This is a genomic window from Pseudomonas sp. NFX15 (assembly GCF_049132105.1).
Taxonomy (GTDB): Bacteria; Pseudomonadota; Gammaproteobacteria; order Pseudomonadales; family Pseudomonadaceae; genus Aquipseudomonas.
Window position 1 is genome coordinate 177,275 of record NZ_JAFMPV010000003.1, and the last position, 16,950, is coordinate 194,224.

The following is a 16,950-nucleotide window of genomic DNA, read 5'->3' on the forward strand; positions in this document are numbered from 1 at the left end:
GGCCGATTTACCCCAAATCTCAGACAGTCAGCAACCGCTCGCGCAACTTGGCAATCTCGTCGCGCATCTGCGCCGCCGCTTCAAATTCCAGGTCGCGGGCGAGCTGGTACATCTTCTCTTCCAACCCACGAATCCGCTTGCTGATCTCGCTCGGCGAGCGCAGTTCGGCTTCGTACTTGGCGTTTTCCTCGGCAGCCTTGGCCATGCCTTTGCGCTTCTTGCTGCGCGAACCGGGCACGGTGGCGCCTTCCATGATGTCGGCGACGTCCTTGAACACCCCTTTAGGCGTGATGCCATTGGCCAGGTTGAAGGCGATTTGCTTGTCGCGACGACGCTCGGTTTCGCCGATGGCGCGCTCCATGGAGCCGGTTATCCGATCGGCATACAGGATCGCTCGGCCATTGAGGTTACGCGCTGCCCGGCCGATGGTCTGGATCAGCGAGCGCTCGGAACGCAGGAAGCCTTCCTTGTCCGCATCGAGGATCGCCACCAGCGAGACTTCCGGCATGTCCAGGCCTTCACGTAACAGGTTGATCCCCACCAGCACATCGAAGGTGCCGAGACGCAGGTCGCGGATGATTTCCACCCGCTCCACGGTGTCGATGTCCGAGTGCAGATAGCGCACGCGCACGCCGTGGTCGGCCAGGTAATCGGTCAAATCCTCGGCCATGCGCTTGGTCAGCGTGGTGACCAGCACCCGCTCTTCGAGCGCGACGCGCTTGCTGATTTCCGACAGCAGATCGTCGACCTGGGTCAGCGCCGGGCGGATCTCGATTTGTGGGTCCACCAGCCCGGTCGGGCGCACCACCATGTCAATGACACGCCCGGCGTGCTCGGCTTCATAGTTACCCGGCGTCGCCGAAACAAAAATCGTCTGTGGGCTAATGCTTTCCCATTCATCGAAACGCATCGGCCGGTTGTCCAGCGCCGAAGGCAGGCGGAAGCCGTACTCGACCAGCGTCTCTTTACGCGAGCGGTCGCCTTTGTACATTGCACCGACCTGCGGCACGCTGACGTGTGACTCATCGATCACCAGCAAGGCGTCGGCCGGCAAATAGTCATACAGCGTTGGTGGTGGTGCCCCTGCTTCGCGACCGGACAGGTAGCGCGAGTAGTTTTCGATGCCGTTGCAATAACCCAACTCCAAAATCATCTCCAGGTCGAAACGGGTGCGCTGCTCCAGGCGCTGCGCCTCCACCAATTTGTTGTTGGAACGCAGGTACTCCAGGCGTTCCTTCAACTCCTCCTTGATCCCTTCGACCGCGCCCATCAGGGTTTCCCTTGGCGTCACGTAGTGGCTTTTCGGGTAGAAGGTGAAGCGCGGCAGCTTGCGAATGACTTCGCCGGTCAGCGGATCGAATGCCGACAGGCTTTCCACTTCGTCGTCGAACAACTCGATGCGGATCGCCTCGAAATCGGATTCCGCCGGGTGGATGTCGATCACATCGCCCCGCACACGGAAAGTCGCACGGGCAAAATCCATGTCGTTGCGGGTGTATTGAAGGTCGGCCAGGCGTCGCAGCAACTCACGCTGATCGAGCCGGTCGCCGCGATCCACGTGCAACACCATTTTCAGGTAGGTTTCCGGACTGCCCAGACCGTAGATGCACGACACTGTGGTGACGATGATCGCGTCCTTACGCTCCAGCAACGCTTTGGTCGCCGACAGTCGCATCTGTTCGATGTGGTCGTTGATCGAGGCATCCTTCTCGATGAAGGTGTCCGAGGACGGCACGTAGGCTTCGGGCTGGTAGTAGTCGTAGTAGGAGACGAAATACTCCACGGCGTTGTTCGGGAAGAACGCCTTGAACTCGCCGTACAACTGCGCCGCCAGCGTCTTGTTCGGCGCCAGCACCAGCGTCGGGCGCTGCACCTGGGCAATCACATTGGCGATGCTGAAGGTCTTGCCCGAGCCGGTCACACCGAGCAGCGTCTGGTGCGACAGCCCGGCCTCGATACCCTCGACCATCAAACGGATGGCTTCCGGCTGATCGCCGGCGGGCTCAAAGCGGGTGACTAGCTGGAATTCAGACATGAAACACCTCTGGATCATTCTTGCCGGTTAAACCGACACGAACGAGAAAGACCGCAAACGACCGAAATCGCCCGAGGAAAAAACTGGATTGTGCTCAATGTGGAGCCGATTGCCATGCCTTTCAAGGCAAACGTCCTACATCCGGTAAAGTCTCCGACACAGTCAATCGACTAACGGTCGAAAAATAATCGGAAAAACTTACCTGAAAAGCCGATTCGCCTGTCGCCATTGATCGAGAATGGCCTCTATACTAGCTCCCCGTTTGTGCACCGCTCTAGTGCATTCGGCTGGAGCGCGACACGTCCCTCCATTCTCCATTCAGAGCCGCCGCAATAATGAGCCTGTTCTCCGCTGTCGAAATGGCACCACGCGATCCTATCCTGGGCCTCAACGAAGCATTCAACGCCGATTCCCGGACCAATAAAGTCAACCTGGGGGTCGGTGTTTACTGCAACGAGGAGGGGCGAATTCCACTCCTGCGCGCCGTTGTCGAAGCCGAAACCATTCGCGCCGCTCAACACGTTTCCCGTGGCTACCTGCCAATCGACGGCATCGCGGCCTACGACCAGGCCGTACAGAAATTGCTGTTCGGCAATGATTCGCCACTGCTCGCCGCTGGCCGCGTGATCACCACCCAGGCTGTCGGCGGTACCGGCGCACTGAAAATCGGTGCCGACTTCCTCAAGCAACTGCTGCCGAACGCCGTCGTGGCGATCAGCGACCCGAGCTGGGAAAACCACCGCGCACTGTTCGAAACCGCCGGCTTCCCGGTGCAGAACTACCGTTACTACGACGCCGCGACCCACGACGTGAACCGTAGCGGCATGCTCGAAGACCTGAACGCGCTGCCAAACGGCTCGATCATTGTGTTGCACGCTTGCTGCCACAACCCGACCGGCGTGGACCTGAGCCCGGCGGACTGGAAAAACGTCCTGGAAGTGGTCAAAGCCAAGGGCCACGTGCCGTTCCTCGACATGGCATACCAAGGTTTCGGCGATGGCATCGACGAAGACGCCGCCGCCGTGCGCCTGTTCGCCGAGTCGGGCCTGACCTTCTTCGCTTCCAGCTCGTTCTCCAAATCGTTCTCGCTGTACGGCGAGCGCGTGGGTGCCCTGTCGATCGTCAGCGAATCGAAAGAAGAAAGCGCGCGCGTACTGTCGCAAGTCAAACGCGTGATCCGCACCAACTATTCCAACCCGCCGACCCACGGCGCCAGCGTTGTAGCTGCGGTACTGAACAGCCCGGAACTGCGCGCCCAATGGGAAGCCGAACTGGCCGAAATGCGCCTGCGCATTCGTGGCATGCGTACCCAGATGGTCGACCTGCTGGCACAAAAAGCACCGCACCGCGATTTCAGCTTCGTCGGACGTCAGTGCGGCATGTTCTCGTACTCCGGCCTGAGCGTTGAGCAGGTTCACCGTCTGCGCAACGAGTTCGGCATCTACGCCCTGGACACAGGGCGCATCTGCGTGGCCGCGCTGAACCAGAGCAATATTCATGTCGTGACGGACGCGATCGTCCAAGTCATCTGATTACGCCTTGAAATGAAAAACGGGAAGTCTTTGGACTTCCCGTTTTTTATTCGCCTCAGATAACTTACAAAGCAACGACCCAGCCCTCTAGACTGCGCACATCCCCCCTGTAGGCGCCGGCTTGCTGGCGATGGCGGCCAGTAAACCAGCATCCATGGTGATGACCATGACCCCTTCGCCGGCAAGCCGGCTCCTACAGGTTTTGTGCAAGCCTGAGTATTTTGCGAGAACCCACATGAAAAACGATGACCTGCGCGCCGACCGTGATGACCTGGATGATCTGGATCACTTCGTCCCGCGCGCCCCGGCCAAACGCGGCAACAACCTGGTGATGCAAGTGGCCGCCGGTGTGTTCCTCGGCGGCCTGGCCTTGTGGCTGGTGCAACTGGGCGCCACGATGCTGTATACCAAACTGGCGCTTGGCACAATTACCTTCGGCGGTTAACTCAGTTCGGTCGCACGCTGGCTGGCAGCGTCGTCGTAGGCGACGTAGAGCGATTCGGCGATCTGGCTCTTGATCGCCTTGGTGCTTTCCAGCCCGAGGACGAAGCCCTCAGCCTTGCCGCCCGCGCGGTTCAGTGCTTGGGCGGTGCCGGCCTGGGTGATGGCGTCGAACAACTTTTCGGCATGGGGCCCGACACCTTTGGGCAGGCTGATCTGAGAGAGGCTCATGGACGCACCCCGTGGTGTCGTGGGGTGAGGGTCAAATGATTCATGGCGCGTACCTTTTCGGCGAATGGCCGGCAGCGCGTGTCACCACTTCCGGGCGGCCATGGTAGACCTCTGGGGCGATCCTGGTAACCGCCAATTGCCGCTAAACCACCGCCCGTCCCGCTAATTCGCCCCAATCGTAATTGGATGCTTGACTTCTCTTTTTGAATCAGTAAGATACGCGCCATTCCGCGATAGCTCAGTTGGTAGAGCAAGTGACTGTTAATCACTGGGTCCCTGGTTCGAGTCCAGGTCGTGGAGCCAGACAGCAATATCAAAAAGCCCCTGGATCGAAAGATCCTGGGGCTTTTTTGTGCCCGCCTGAAAAACAAAAACCGATCTGTCTATTCAACAGATCGGCTTTTTTCAATCGCCTTGAGCGTCAGACATGCTCACTGCTTTTCGCATGCGCCGCCCGCGGTTCTGCCACGCTGTGTTCCGATTCCTGAACTGGAATCTCCTTGCCATCGCAATCGTGCAACTTACCGTCGCTGAAGTAGTCACCTTCGCGCAACGCCGCCAGATCCTGATAGCGCAGCACCCGCTCGGTACCGGCCGCAAACACCGATTGTTGGTCGGAGTTGCCGGCGGTGAGATGGTTGAAGGTCAGGTTAAGCACGATAGCCATGATCGCCGAAGAACTGATGCCGGAGTGGAAAATGGTCGCGAACCAGCTTGGGAAGTGATCATAGAAGTTCGGTGCAGCGATCGGGATCATGCCGAATCCGATCGAGGTCGCGACGATGATCAGGTTCACGTTGTTGCGGTAGTCGACCTTGGACAAGGTACGGATGCCGCTGGCCGCCACAGTGCCGAACAACACGATACCGGCGCCACCGAGCACGGAGGTCGGTACGGCTGCAATGACCCGGCCCATGAAAGGCAGCAGGCCGAGGATCACCAGGAATACGCCGCCGGTGGCGACCACGTAGCGGCTCTTGATCCCGGTAACCGCCACCAGCCCGACGTTCTGGGCGAAGGCGCTTTGAGTGAAAGAACCGAAGATCGGCGCAAACATGCTCGACAGCATGTCGGCGCGCAGACCGTTGCCCAGACGCTTGGAATCGACCTTGGTACCGATGATCTCACCGACCGCCAGAATGTCCGCCGAAGTCTCTACCAGCGTTACCATCACCACGATGCACATCGATAGGATCGCAGCGAAGTGGAAGGTCGGCATGCCGAAATGGAACGGCGTCGGGAAGCCGAACATCGGACCCTGGCCAACGGACGAGAAGTCCGCCATGCCGAGGAACACGGCGATGATCGTACCGATGACCATCGCCAGCAGAATCGACAGACGGGAAATGGTCGAACTGCCGATTTTGCTCAGCAGCAACACCAACACCAGGGTCACGGCCGCCAGGCCGATGTTGGCCATGCTGCCAAAATCTGGCGCATGGCTGTTGCCGCCCATGGCCCAACGTGCGGCCACCGGCATCAGCGTCAGCCCAATGGTGGTAATCACGATGCCGGTCACCAGCGGCGGGAAGAACTTGGTGATACGCGAGAACACCGGGGTTATCAGCAACCCGATCAGGGACGCCGCTATCACCGCCCCCAGCACCGACTGAAACCCGCCCTCCCCGCCACTGCTGACAATCGCCACCATGGTCGCGACGCCAGAGAAAGACACACCCTGTACCAGCGGCAACTGACAACCAAAAAACGGTAGACCCAGGGTTTGCAGCAGCGTTGCCAGCCCCCCCGCAAACAATGAAGCAGCAATCAACAAACCGATGTCCGCCGGCGAGAGCCCGGCCGCCTGGCCAATGATCAAAGGCACCGCGACGATACCGCCATACATGGTCAGAACATGTTGCAGGCCATAAGCCATATTCGCGCCGATCCCAAGATTTACGTCCTCGGGCCGTTGGTGTGAAACATGGGGCGTTTTCATGGTAGGGGGTTCCCTGGTTTTTGTTATGCGCACACTGTATGCAAGACACAGGACAAATGTCTATAGAGTTGTATACAACTTATCAGTCATAACGAGTACTGATAGGTCACCCCCCACCCCCCCTTCAAGCTTAGCTGCGGCAAAAACCTTGAAATACTTCCCTTCCAGGCCAGACCCCCATTGCTGACTAGTCTTTTGAATTCATGGCGACCGCCGGTAAGGAACGCCTCTTTTTTATACATATAAAGTATGCATAATGAAGTCATTCGAGATTCAGTTCCATAAGGCGAAGAACGCGGCCAACAAACTCAAGCATCATGGCATCAGCCTCGCAGACACCGAACCGGTCTTTCATGATGAACGAGCACTGACCCTTGAGGACACTCACCATGATGAACAACGCTGGATCACCCTGGGGATGGATGCCAAGGGGCGTTTACTGGTCGTCGCGTACACCTACCGCGATCCGAATTTAGTTCGAATCATTTCAGCGCGCCTCGCCAGCAAAAACGAGCGCCGCCAGTACCTGGAGGCATGACCCATGAAAGACGAATACGATTTCAGCAATGCCAGCCGCGGGGCAGTAGCGCCCACCAAGGGCAAGACCCGCATCACTATCATGCTTGATGACGCGGTCATTGAAGCTGCCCGGGCACTGGCAGAAAAAGAGGGGTACGGTTATCAGACGGCGATCAACACAACGCTGCGCCGGGCCCTGCTCAATGAGGGCAAGGCCGGCAAGCTGAAGCCGGCCGTCACGCCCGCCGAACTCAAGGGCCTGGAGCAGAAACTGACGGAGGCCCTGCGTGAAATCAAACGGGTGCTGGAGCCCGGTGTCCAGCCTTGAAACTATTGCGGCACGGCGATCAATCGCTTCAGCACTTGAATCAATTGCGAATGTTCCGACACGCGAATGCCGAACTCGCTTTCCAGCAGGCCAACCAGTTCCTGCACATCAGCTACCTGCCGCCGCTCGCTGCCATGGCCGATGCGGTGAATCGCGAAGCTGCCGTTGTTAAGCGTACGCCGCCATCCCTCCCCGGTGCGCGCCACCGTCAACTGCTTGGCGAACGATGATTCGGGATGGGTCGAGACGTACCAGTTGCCCACCGCAAAATCGATCGCTTCCTGGCGCTGCAGATCGAAGATGTACATTGCTCGCCACTCGCCCGCCACGTTGGCGCGCAGGGTAAAACCGTCAACGTGCTGGTCGATGCGATACGGCTCATGAGGGGTGAGTTGTTCTGCGCGGGAATCGAGCAGCAGTGGCGCGGTCGGCACCATGCCGCCGAAGCCGACGTCGGTGACGTAGCGAACATCATCGATGATGACCAGGCTCAGGCGGTGGGTTCGTGCCGTCCAGGCGCCCTCCGGCTGCCCCATCACGACTCGACCGCTGATGGCGCGAGCGTCGAAACCCAATTCTTCAAGCAAGGCCAGAAACAGGTGGTTGAGCTCGTAGCAGTAGCCGCCGCGACCGTCGTGCAGGACTTTCTGCTCGATGGAGGGCAAATCGATCAGCACCGGCTCGCCGGACAACGTGGTGAGGTTTTCAAACGGGAAAGCGCCGGTGTGGCGCAATTGCAGTTGGCGCAGGGTTTCAAGAGTCGGCGCGGGGGGCCTATCGAAGCCCAGGCGTCGCAGGTAAAAGGCGCGGTCAGTCAGGCGTGGCTCGTTCATCGCTCAATCCTTTTGCACGGTCGCTGCGGATCACTGCGCCGATGGCCGTTATGTATACGGGATACGCCTGCTGTGACGACAATTGATTTCGCCAATCGGCCTGTTCGGGTATTCAGCGCCGCTTGCGTGAACCCAATTCAATCCAGGTCGGCGCATGATCGCTGGCATGGGGTTCGTTGCGCACCCACGCATCCACGCCAGCGTCCTGCAAGTAGGGGCTCAGGGCCGGGTTGAGCAGCAGATGATCAATGCGCAACCCCGAGTTCTTTTGCCAGTGCTGGCGGAAATAGTCCCAGAACGTATAGAGGCGATCCTGCGGATACAGGGACCGCAAGGCATCCGTCCAGCCTTGATCCAGCAAGCGCTGGTAGCACTCACGACTCTCGGGTTGCAACAAGGCGTCCTTGAGCCATGAACGCGGGTTGTAGATGTCCAGGTCCGTGGGCACCACGTTGTAGTCGCCCGCCAGCACCACCGGATGTTCGCTGCCGTGAAGGCCTTTCGCGTATCGGATCAATCGTTCGAACCACGCCAGTTTGTAGTCGAATTTCGGACCCGGCTGCGGGTTGCCGTTGGGCAAGTACAAACAGCCTACCAGCACACCATGCACCGCGGCTTCCAGATAACGGCTGTGGTTGTCGCTGTCATCGCCGGGCAGCCCGCGCCGGCTTTCCAGCGGCTGCGCATCTCGCGCCAGGATGGCGACGCCGTTCCACGAGGCCTGTCCTTGCCAGAGAGCGCCGTAACCGGCCGCTTCCAGTTCGGCGGCGGGGAACGCGCTATCGACCGACTTCAGTTCCTGCAGGCAGGCAATGTCCGGTTTTTCCCGCTCCAGCCATGCCAGCAGGTTCGGCAACCGTGCGCGCATGCCGTTGACGTTAAATGTGGCGATTCGCAACTTTTTCATAAGCGGACACTCCCGAGTACAAGGTGCCTGAGTTGTGACACCCGCGCTTTTCGGTGGTTGCGTCGGCGATGCAGGGTACGGCGGAATAGGCAGCGCCCGCCCGACCTGCCGAGAACTGGACGCAAGCGCAATTCGGTGCGGTTCAGCATCATTGATGATGAATGGGCGCAGGGGCGGCAGATGCTTGAGCAGAGATTGGGTGATCATTGATTTCTGAGGTTGATGGGGCGTGTAAGGGGCGGTATTTCGACGTGTTGAATCAATGAGCGCCATAGCCGCCTGTTACGCCGCCGTCGCAGGCAAGCCCGCTCCTACAGGGTTTCGGTTGATGCTGGAGCGTGGCGCGCCATTCGTCATGCGGGCGGCACCAACCGCACGGCCGGTGACACCAACATCAGGTAACGACTCTTCCCAGGAGACGACCACGATGAACATCAGACTCACTTCGCTGTTGTTGGCCGGATTGTTGTCGGCGGCGCCGCTTGCTGCGCTCGCAGCCTCCGGCGATGACGCTGATACGATCGGCCCCACCTCCGGCGCCACCCCCAATTCAACCATGCCGCCAGACAACAACACGGCCGACGAACCCTCGGGCGACAACGGCACCGGTCATGGCCCGAGTTCGGACAGTGGCACCACTGGCGTCAATGGTCCGGGCAGCGGCGCGGGCGGTGGCACCGGAGCGCCCGGCGGTGGCACCGGCGGTGCTGGAGGCGGGACAGGCAGCTGGACCGGAAAAAACAGCCAATAACGCTGATACCTGGCCTACATCGGCGTGATTGCCGGCGGATTCCATTTACCGTTCAGTGCTTCGGCTTTCGGACCGTACAAGCGCATGGTCAGGTTGAACGACCCTTTGGGGGCCGGCAGCCAGTTAGCCTCCAAATCCGTGCCGGGGCTTTCGTTCTGGAAATACAGGTCCAGCGAGCCATCGGCATTGCTTTTGAACGGCATCCAGCTACTGAGCGCAAAGCGGTTGAGCGAATTGGCCACCTGGAAACCTTCCGGGTCATACAGGGTGACCGACCAGAAGGCGTTGACCGGCGGTGCCTCACCCTTTTTGAAATGCAGCACGTATTTGTTCGCACCGTCGAGTGGCTTGCCGTTGCTGTCACCGACATTGAGCGGATAGATCGCATCCTCAGGCAAGTTTGCACCCAGGCCCACTTGCGTGACGATGGCGCGCTTGAGGTAGTAGTTGCCATAGACGCCCATGGTGTCGGTGTTCATCGTCCAGCCGTTGACCTCCCGCGCCAGGGTCGGCACTTTCCAGGTCATCAAGGCCTGCGCGTCCTGCGGCACCGTTTGCAGCGCAGCCTGGATGTGCGGGTCCAGCGCCTCGATGTTGAAAGGCTTGCCGACTTCGATGCCGATGCGCTTGATCTGAGCCAGCATCGGCTGATCCGTGCTGTGCGGCGGGTTGACCTTGAGCAATTCGGCAGCGTAGGTGAAGTAATTGGCCGCCGACATCGAGTCGACCTGGACCTTCGGTGGCGTCTTCATGTCCACCTCCGGGTCGATTTTCACGCTGACCGCTTCGGGCTCCTTGCCCAGCCGGGACAGCGGCGTCACCGTGTAGCCGGCCTGGATCTTGTGCACGGCAGCATAATCCGCTGCGCCATCAGTCTTGGTTCGACCGATGACCCAGACAAATGGCGTGGGCGCAGGCAAATGACTCATTCCGGCGGGCACCGTGCCGCTCCACCCCGGCGGCGTCACCAGGAATTTCCCGGCCTCGGTTCCCGTGGTGCGCCAGCCCGGCGAGGCGAACACATCGGTCCACATATCGAGCATCGGCAACAAGTAGAAACGCCCTTCGGTATCCGGCACGGCAATCACCAGCGGCTCCTGGGTCAAATCCAGCCATGCAATCGAATACAAGGTGTCGAAGTTGGAGCGCACCACGCCTTTGAAATCGGCCGGCGGGTACTGCGGTACGCTGACAAACATGTTCATCGGGCCTTTGCCGAACTCCTTGCCCGGCTCGATGTTGGTGAACTGCTTGCGGGTGACGTCCATGCTCAGCAGCGGGTAGAAATAGATGTAGGCATCGACGCCGATTGCGTGGGCTTCTTCGGCGGTGATTTTCGCTTGCGCATGGCTGGCCAGAGGGAAGATGGCAGCGGCTGCGACGGTCAGAGCAACGGCTGTCAACGCTTGAGGTATCAACATATCGGCGATCGTCCGTACGTGGGGAGCCTGCCGGGGTTCGACAGCGCTTACGGAACTCTAGACGATCACTGGCGCGCGGCCCGACTGACGGACCACCGGCCCAGGCATCACATCAACGATCGGAGCGCCTCAGCGCCTCGCCACCCTCCGCCATCGACAAGGTTGCCACTCGGTTTCGCCCCGAATGCTTGGCCTGGTACAACGCCGCATCGGCGCGCTCGACAAACACGTCCATGCTGTCGCGCCCCGTTGGTACGAACGAATAGCAGCCGAGGCTGACCGTCACGTAGCCATTGGGTGAACCGGTGTGGCTGATGTCTTTGTCGATGACGCTGCGGCGGATCTGCTCGGCAATCGTCATGGCGCCGTGAATGTCGGTGTCGGGCAACAGCACCGCGAACTCTTCACCGCCATAACGCACCGCCAGATCGGCCTTGCGATGGCAGCAACTTTTCAGCGCACGGGCCACTTCGGCCAGGCAGTGATCGCCTACCACATGGCCGTAGGTGTCGTTGTAGCGCTTGAAATAATCGATATCGAGCATGATCAGGCTCAACGGACTCACCTGGCGCGCACCGCGTCCGAATTCGATGTCCAGCGCTCGCTCGAACAAGCGACGGTTGGCCAGGCCCGTCAGGCTGTCATGGGTGGCGATCAGTTCCAGCGCTTCCTGGGCCCGGCGCAAATCCGCCTCAACCCGCTCGCCCACCCGCACCTGCGCAATGAACACCCAGCCAAACAACCCCACACCCACCAGCACCAACGCGACGATAAGACTTGAGCGAAACGCCGTGTCATACCAACCGGCCAGAATGGATTCGGTGGAGGACGCAGCGGCAACGACCAGCGGATACGACTCCAACTGCCGATAACCGTACAGGCGCGGCACACCGTCGATGATGGACGTGAGCACCGCGTTGCCAGAGCTGCTCAGCGGCAGGAACTTCTGGAAAATCTCGCTCTGGGCCAACGACGCGCCGATCTGCGACTCCACGAACGGCCGGCGCGCCAGGAGCGTGCCATCGGTCAAACCGAGAAACATCGAGCCATTGTCGTCGAGGCTGAAGCTTTTGAAGAACTGGTCGAAGTACGCCATCTTGATGCCGGCCAGCAGCACGCCCTGGAAATGACCATTTTTGTCGTTGACCCGCCTGGAAATCGGGATGATCCATTCGCCGTTTTCCCGACTGCGGATAGCCGGGCCGATATGCGCTAACGACGATACGTTTTGCTGGTGGTACTTGAAGTACTCGCGGTCGGCGACACCGGGACCCCGGGGCAGGTGTTCAAACGAGGTGACCACCCACTGGCCGTTGCGGTCGAACAGCAAGATGCCGTGCAACTGATCCAGCGCCAGCACCCGCCGGGCGAATGTCTGCTGCAGGCGCGGCCGCAGGTCCCGGCCAAAGCCGTCGAGCTGGATCCAGTCCACCAGACTTGTCAGCACCAGGTCGGCCTTCATGAAGGTGTCTTCGGCTTGCTGCGCCATGGCCCGTGTCAGGTTCGAAGACGCTACTTGCGCCAGGCTCAGGTCATGGCGACGGGACTGTTCCAGTTGCAGGTAGAGCAAACCGCACAGGCACAGACACACCGTGGCAATGAACAACACCGCGGCCTTGCGCAGCGGTAGTCGTTTCAATGCAACACCAGGGGCGTGGTCCGGGTCGTTAAAGCGAGTGGGCAAAAGTTCGTCCTGTGGGGGCAAGGCATGGGCAACGACCCAAAGCCCTCAGTCTTTGTGGTCGTAGTTTACGGGGTTCTCCACGACAAATGGGCGACCACTTGCTCAGTGGTCATGGTGGCCACGAACACAATGCTTGCCCCCCCTTTCTGAGCCGTAATCATGACCCAGGGCAAACGCTGCACCCGTGTTAACCAGCTACGATTAGTCTGACTTCAATACAGGGAATCGGCATGAACAAGGCAGACGAACTCGCCGCAAAACTGAAGCAGACACGGCTGACTGACAACACGGAGCAGGCAATCGAGGGCTGGCCGGAGCAGGTCTACCAGCTGTATCAACGACTGGAGACCTGGCTTGTGCCCTTGACCGAAGCGGGCCTGACCTTGCGCCGCAACCCCACCCACGTGCACGAAAGCGACCGTCAGGGTGACACCCATGACTACGCCATCGATCAACTGGTGATCACCGGCAACCGGCACAGCCTCACTTTTGATCCGGTTGCACGCTTTACCGAGGATGGCGAGGGGCGCATCGAGATTCACTCCCAGGTCAACGAGTTTGCCCTGTTGCGCACCGTGGACGAACACGGCGAAACCCACTGGTGGCTGCAAACGGTCGAACAGGCCACGGCGCAGCTGGATGCGGTGGCGCTGACCGAAACCGATTTGCTGGTCGTGGTGCAACAAGGGTTGGCGCTTTAAAAATCGTGGACGCAGAAACAATGTAGGAGCGAGCCTGCTCGCGAAGGCGTCGTGTCAGTCGACACCTGAGTGGGCTGACATACCACCTTCGCGAGCACGCTCGCTCCCACAGGGTCCGGGTATTCGTTAGGGTTTGTTCTGGCCCGTCACCACCAGCGGGACCTCTGCGCGACGCAAGTCCAGTGCCGGCAATTTGGTGGGCTGACTCAAGCCTTGCAGCACCTTGGCATCGTAATCATAGATGTCGGGTTTGAACGTCACCCGCCCATCATTGCCCAGGTCCACCGTCCAATAAGCCAGCAGCACCGGTACTTTCTCTGGCAGGCGAATGTTCTCGGTCCTGCCATTGGCCAGCTGTTTCTGGATGCCGGCGCTGCTCCAGCGCACCGGATCGTTGAACAACAACTCGACCAATTGCAGCGGGTTTTCCACACGGATGCAGCCGGAGCTGGTGGCCCGCACGGTTTTGGCAAACAGTTCGCGGTGCGGCGTGTCGTGCAGGTAAATCGCATAGTCGTTGGGGAAGCGGATCACCACCTGCCCCAGCGAACTGTCCGGGCCAGCGTCCTGACGCAGGTGGATACCCCGCGGGTTGCTCCAGTCCACGCTCGAGGGGCTCAACACATTGCCTGCGCTATCGAGCACACGAATCCGGTTCGCCGCCAAGTAACCCGGATCATTCTGGATTTTTGGAATCACGTCCTGCTTGAGAATGGTCGGCGGCACGGTCCAGGTCGGGTTGAATGTGATATAGGTGATTTCGGCCTGGAATACCGGCGTGCTGCGCACTGGCTTGCCGACCTGCACCCGCGAATGCCAGATCGGCTGGCCGTCGCGGTACATCGCCACCTTGTAGCCGGCGATATCGACGATCACGAACGTGCCCTGCAGCTTGTACAACAACCAGCGGGCCCGCTCCATGTTCACCCGCACCTGATCGATCCGCGCCTCGACCGGCACGTTCAGTGCTGCCAGCGTCGTGGCCCCCGCCACACCGTCGGCGCCCAGGTATTGGTCGGCCTGATACTTCTTCACCGCGGCAATGACCTTATCGTCATAACCGGCTTTTTTCGACAGGCGCGGGTCCAGGTAACCACCCGCCACCAGCCGTGCGCGCAATTGCGTGACCGCGACGCCGTCCATGCCGGGCTTGAGCGATTGCCCCTCGGTGACTTTCGGCCAGCCGCCGGCATCGCGCACTTGGCGCAAGCGGGCCAGGCCTTCACGCAAATTGCGATAAATCGCTTCCTGAGGCGGTGCCTCGGCGAACGCCCGCGCCACGTCGTGGCCATCGAGCGCTGCGAACAGGGGGCTCATGTCTTCGCGAGAATCGCCACCGGCCGGGTCGAAATTCCAGTGGATGTCCAGTCGCGACGGATCGACCTTGCCCCGGCGCAATTGCAGCAGCGCGGTAATGAACGTGCGGGTCGCTGCCATATCGAACATCGCCCGCTGCGCCGTGGACGGCATGGCAGCCACGAGCGACTCGTGAGCCTGGGCCAGTTCGGAAATGCGAAAGTCCGCCGGATTAAGCCCATCAATGCGCGTGTCTTCAAGGCTCTTGAGCAATTGGGCGACGTCAAGGTCGTCGGTCCACGCAGCGCGATAGTTGCGATGCATGTAGAAATCCAACACCACCCGGCTCACATCAATACGAGGCTGACGCCTGCTGACCAATGGCGGAAACGCCGAGCGCAGCGGTTCGAGCGTGGCTTGAATCGCCTGGCCGACCGCATCGTCGGGCGCCGCCGCATCAAATGTGCTGCTCGCTGCAGATCCCGGCTCAATCGGCGAAGTTTGCCCAACCGCCGCACCGCTGATCAGAAAGCCCATAAAAAATATGCGGCTTATGACGAATAACCTTGTTAATTGCACCATGGATAATCCTTAATCTCCCCGTTTTAAACGGCTAGCTTCCCGCTCGCTGCTAGACTCGAAATTATCATGATGAGACCCGACTATGGCGCTAATCCGCTTTGGCCTTTTATTTGCCATTTTACTGACGAGCCTTTCAGTACCGTCAGCCTACGCCGATTCGCTTGAAAACGCGCTGGTCAAAGCAGCTCCCGGCGCCGACGCCAGAGTGATTGCCCTCGCCGTTCGTGCCACCCAATGCAGCCGTGCCCAAGGTATCGCCCCCGCCCAACGGCTGGCGGTGATCGACTATTCCCTGCCCTCGACCGAACAACGTCTGTGGGTCTTCGACCTTAAACGTCGCAAGTTGCTGTTTCACGAACTGGTTGCCCATGGCCGCAACAGCGGTGAAAACATGGCCACGCTGTTCTCCAACCAGAACGAAAGCCACGCCACCAGCCTCGGCCTGTTCCGCACCCAGGAAAGCTACCTGGGCCAAAACGGCTACTCGTTGCGCATGGAAGGCCTGGAGCCGGGCTTCAACGACAACGCCTTCGACCGGGCCATCGTCATTCACGGTGCGCCCTATGTCAGCCCGGTGCTGGCCCGCATCAATGGCCGGATCGGCCGCAGCCTCGGTTGCCCGGCCGTACGACCGGCAATTGCCCATCGGTTGATTGATTCGATGAAGGACGGCCAGTTGTTGTTTTCCTACTACCCGGATCAACGCTGGCTGAAGTCCTCGTCCTACATCAACTGCGGCAGCGGCACCGTGGCCTCGCGAGAAAAGTCCACGTCTCGCCAGTAAGCGTTATACGTTGAAGGATCCGCAAAAAGGGCGTCCAACCATGGATGCCCTTTTTGCGTTTTGGCAACTACGCTAGAACCCTCACCCGCCGTTGGCCATTACACTCGATGGCCTCGGCCACTCACTCCATGACAAAAGCTCGACAACCATGAAGAAAATCAACAGAGCACTGATGCTCGGCGGTTTACTCGCTCTCTCACTTGGTGCTCAGGCAGAACCCTCGCACCTGGACAGCGTCCTGCAACAAGGTCGGTTGCGGGTTTGCACCACCGGTGACTACAAGCCCTACACGCTCAAGGGCGAGGACGGCGAATACGCCGGCATCGACATCGCCATGGCCCGCACACTGGCCGAGAGCCTCGGCGTCAAGGTCGAGTGGGTGCCCACCACCTGGAAAACCCTGATGCCCGACATGCTCGCCGGCCAGTGCGACATCGCCATGGGCGGCATCTCGGTGACCCTGGAAAGGCAGAAAAAGGCTTTCTTCAGCAGCACCCTGGACGTCGATGGCAAAATTCCGCTGGTGCGCTGCGAAGACCAGGCGCTGTACCAGACCGTCGAGCAAATCAACCAGCCCTCGGTGCGCCTGGTCGAACCCGCCGGCGGCACCAACGAAGCGTTCGTCCACGCCTACCTGCCGCAGGCACAGCTGCAATTGCGCGACAACATCAGCATTTTTCAGGAGCTGCTGGACAAGAAAGCCGACGTGATGATCACCGACGCCTCGGAAGCGCTGTATCAGCAGAAACTCAAACCCGGCCTATGCGCGGTCAGCCCCACGCACTACCTGCAATACGGCGAAAAAGCCTACTTGCTGCCCCGCGACGACATCGCCTGGAAACAGTATGTGGATCAGTGGCTGCACCTGGCCAAGGCCACGGGCAATTATCAGAAGATTCTGCGGCAGTGGCTGGCAGTGCCTGACGCCACCAAGTAACCGGGCGATTTTCAAACAAAAAAAGGGCG

Annotated in this window: 16 protein-coding genes, 1 tRNA gene and 1 pseudogene; 10 read left to right on the forward strand and 8 right to left on the reverse strand. The window is 60.0% G+C overall.

What is annotated here, in order from left to right; genetic code table 11:
• Positions 1-19 precede the first annotated feature (19 nt).
• On the reverse strand, positions 20-2,035 hold the full coding sequence (gene uvrB, locus J1D76_RS04640) for an excinuclease ABC subunit UvrB (RefSeq protein WP_421137240.1): 2,016 nt from the start codon (positions 2,033-2,035) through the stop codon (positions 20-22).
• A 335-nt stretch (positions 2,036-2,370) separates the two neighbouring features.
• Between uvrB and J1D76_RS04645 the strand changes: the two genes are divergently transcribed.
• Together J1D76_RS04645 and J1D76_RS04650 are read left to right on the forward strand one after the other, a co-directional pair.
• A complete protein-coding gene (locus tag J1D76_RS04645) occupies positions 2,371-3,567 on the forward strand; it encodes an amino acid aminotransferase (protein ID WP_421137241.1) in 1,197 nt (398 codons plus the stop codon).
• A 235-nt stretch (positions 3,568-3,802) separates the two neighbouring features.
• Complete coding sequence (locus tag J1D76_RS04650) at positions 3,803-4,012, forward strand: hypothetical protein (protein WP_421137242.1); 210 nt, start codon at positions 3,803-3,805, stop codon at positions 4,010-4,012.
• On the opposite strand, the gene J1D76_RS04655 is transcribed toward J1D76_RS04650, so the two are convergent.
• Entirely contained in the window at positions 4,009-4,239 is a 231-nt protein-coding gene (locus J1D76_RS04655; RefSeq protein ID WP_421137243.1) for a hypothetical protein, read from the reverse strand. The genes J1D76_RS04650 and J1D76_RS04655 overlap by 4 nt on opposite strands.
• A 227-nt stretch (positions 4,240-4,466) precedes the next feature.
• Between J1D76_RS04655 and J1D76_RS04660 the strand changes: the two genes are divergently transcribed.
• Positions 4,467-4,542 (forward strand) — tRNA-Asn (locus J1D76_RS04660).
• Positions 4,543-4,660: 118 nt separating this feature from the next.
• Here the strand turns inward: J1D76_RS04660 and J1D76_RS04665 are convergent.
• A complete protein-coding gene (locus J1D76_RS04665) occupies positions 4,661-6,178 on the reverse strand; it encodes a nucleobase:cation symporter-2 family protein (RefSeq protein ID WP_421137244.1) in 1,518 nt (505 codons plus the stop codon).
• A gap of 256 nt (positions 6,179-6,434) precedes the next feature.
• On the opposite strand from J1D76_RS04665, the gene J1D76_RS04670 reads away from it, so the two are divergent.
• Together J1D76_RS04670 and J1D76_RS04675 are read left to right on the forward strand one after the other, a co-directional pair.
• A complete protein-coding gene (locus tag J1D76_RS04670) occupies positions 6,435-6,716 on the forward strand; it encodes a BrnT family toxin (RefSeq protein WP_421137245.1) in 282 nt (93 codons plus the stop codon).
• Positions 6,717-6,719: 3 nt separating this feature from the next.
• Positions 6,720-7,025 carry a BrnA antitoxin family protein gene (locus J1D76_RS04675; RefSeq protein WP_421137246.1) on the forward strand — a complete coding sequence of 102 codons (306 nt, stop codon included), beginning with the start codon at positions 6,720-6,722 and terminating at the stop codon, positions 7,023-7,025.
• Positions 7,026-7,027: 2 nt separating this feature from the next.
• Here the strand turns inward: J1D76_RS04675 and J1D76_RS04680 are convergent, their stop codons facing one another.
• The gene (locus J1D76_RS04680; RefSeq protein ID WP_421137247.1) at positions 7,028-7,858 is read right to left on the reverse strand and encodes an arylamine N-acetyltransferase family protein; all 831 of its coding nucleotides are present in this window, start codon (positions 7,856-7,858) and stop codon (positions 7,028-7,030) included.
• A gap of 112 nt (positions 7,859-7,970) precedes the next feature.
• A complete protein-coding gene (locus J1D76_RS04685) occupies positions 7,971-8,765 on the reverse strand; it encodes an exodeoxyribonuclease III (RefSeq protein WP_421137248.1) in 795 nt (264 codons plus the stop codon).
• Between the two features lie 117 nt (positions 8,766-8,882).
• On the opposite strand from J1D76_RS04685, the pseudogene J1D76_RS04690 reads away from it, so the two are divergent.
• Positions 8,883-8,975: pseudogene (locus tag J1D76_RS04690) on the forward strand (GNAT family N-acetyltransferase); the annotation flags it as partial.
• 217 nt (positions 8,976-9,192) lie between these two features.
• Positions 9,193-9,516: a hypothetical protein gene (locus J1D76_RS04695; protein WP_421137249.1), complete on the forward strand. Its 324-nt coding sequence runs from the start codon at positions 9,193-9,195 to the stop codon at positions 9,514-9,516.
• Between the two features lie 14 nt (positions 9,517-9,530).
• Here the strand turns inward: J1D76_RS04695 and J1D76_RS04700 are convergent, their stop codons facing one another.
• Complete coding sequence (locus tag J1D76_RS04700) at positions 9,531-10,937, reverse strand: DUF1254 domain-containing protein (RefSeq protein ID WP_421137250.1); 1,407 nt, start codon at positions 10,935-10,937, stop codon at positions 9,531-9,533.
• A 112-nt stretch (positions 10,938-11,049) separates the two neighbouring features.
• Entirely contained in the window at positions 11,050-12,621 is a 1,572-nt protein-coding gene (locus J1D76_RS04705) for a sensor domain-containing diguanylate cyclase (RefSeq protein WP_421137251.1), read from the reverse strand.
• 230 nt (positions 12,622-12,851) lie between these two features.
• Between J1D76_RS04705 and J1D76_RS04710 the strand changes: the two genes are divergently transcribed.
• Positions 12,852-13,322: a hypothetical protein gene (locus J1D76_RS04710; RefSeq protein ID WP_421137252.1), complete on the forward strand. Its 471-nt coding sequence runs from the start codon at positions 12,852-12,854 to the stop codon at positions 13,320-13,322.
• Between the two features lie 126 nt (positions 13,323-13,448).
• On the opposite strand, the gene J1D76_RS04715 is transcribed toward J1D76_RS04710, so the two are convergent.
• The gene (locus tag J1D76_RS04715) at positions 13,449-15,200 is read right to left on the reverse strand and encodes a L,D-transpeptidase family protein (RefSeq protein ID WP_421137253.1); all 1,752 of its coding nucleotides are present in this window, start codon (positions 15,198-15,200) and stop codon (positions 13,449-13,451) included.
• Between the two features lie 82 nt (positions 15,201-15,282).
• On the opposite strand from J1D76_RS04715, the gene J1D76_RS04720 reads away from it, so the two are divergent.
• Both J1D76_RS04720 and J1D76_RS04725 read left to right on the forward strand, forming a co-directional pair.
• The gene (locus tag J1D76_RS04720) at positions 15,283-15,984 is read left to right on the forward strand and encodes a murein L,D-transpeptidase catalytic domain family protein (RefSeq protein WP_421137254.1); all 702 of its coding nucleotides are present in this window, start codon (positions 15,283-15,285) and stop codon (positions 15,982-15,984) included.
• 172 nt (positions 15,985-16,156) lie between these two features.
• A complete protein-coding gene (locus J1D76_RS04725) occupies positions 16,157-16,921 on the forward strand; it encodes a transporter substrate-binding domain-containing protein (RefSeq protein WP_421137362.1) in 765 nt (254 codons plus the stop codon).
• Positions 16,922-16,950: the final 29 nt, after the last annotated feature.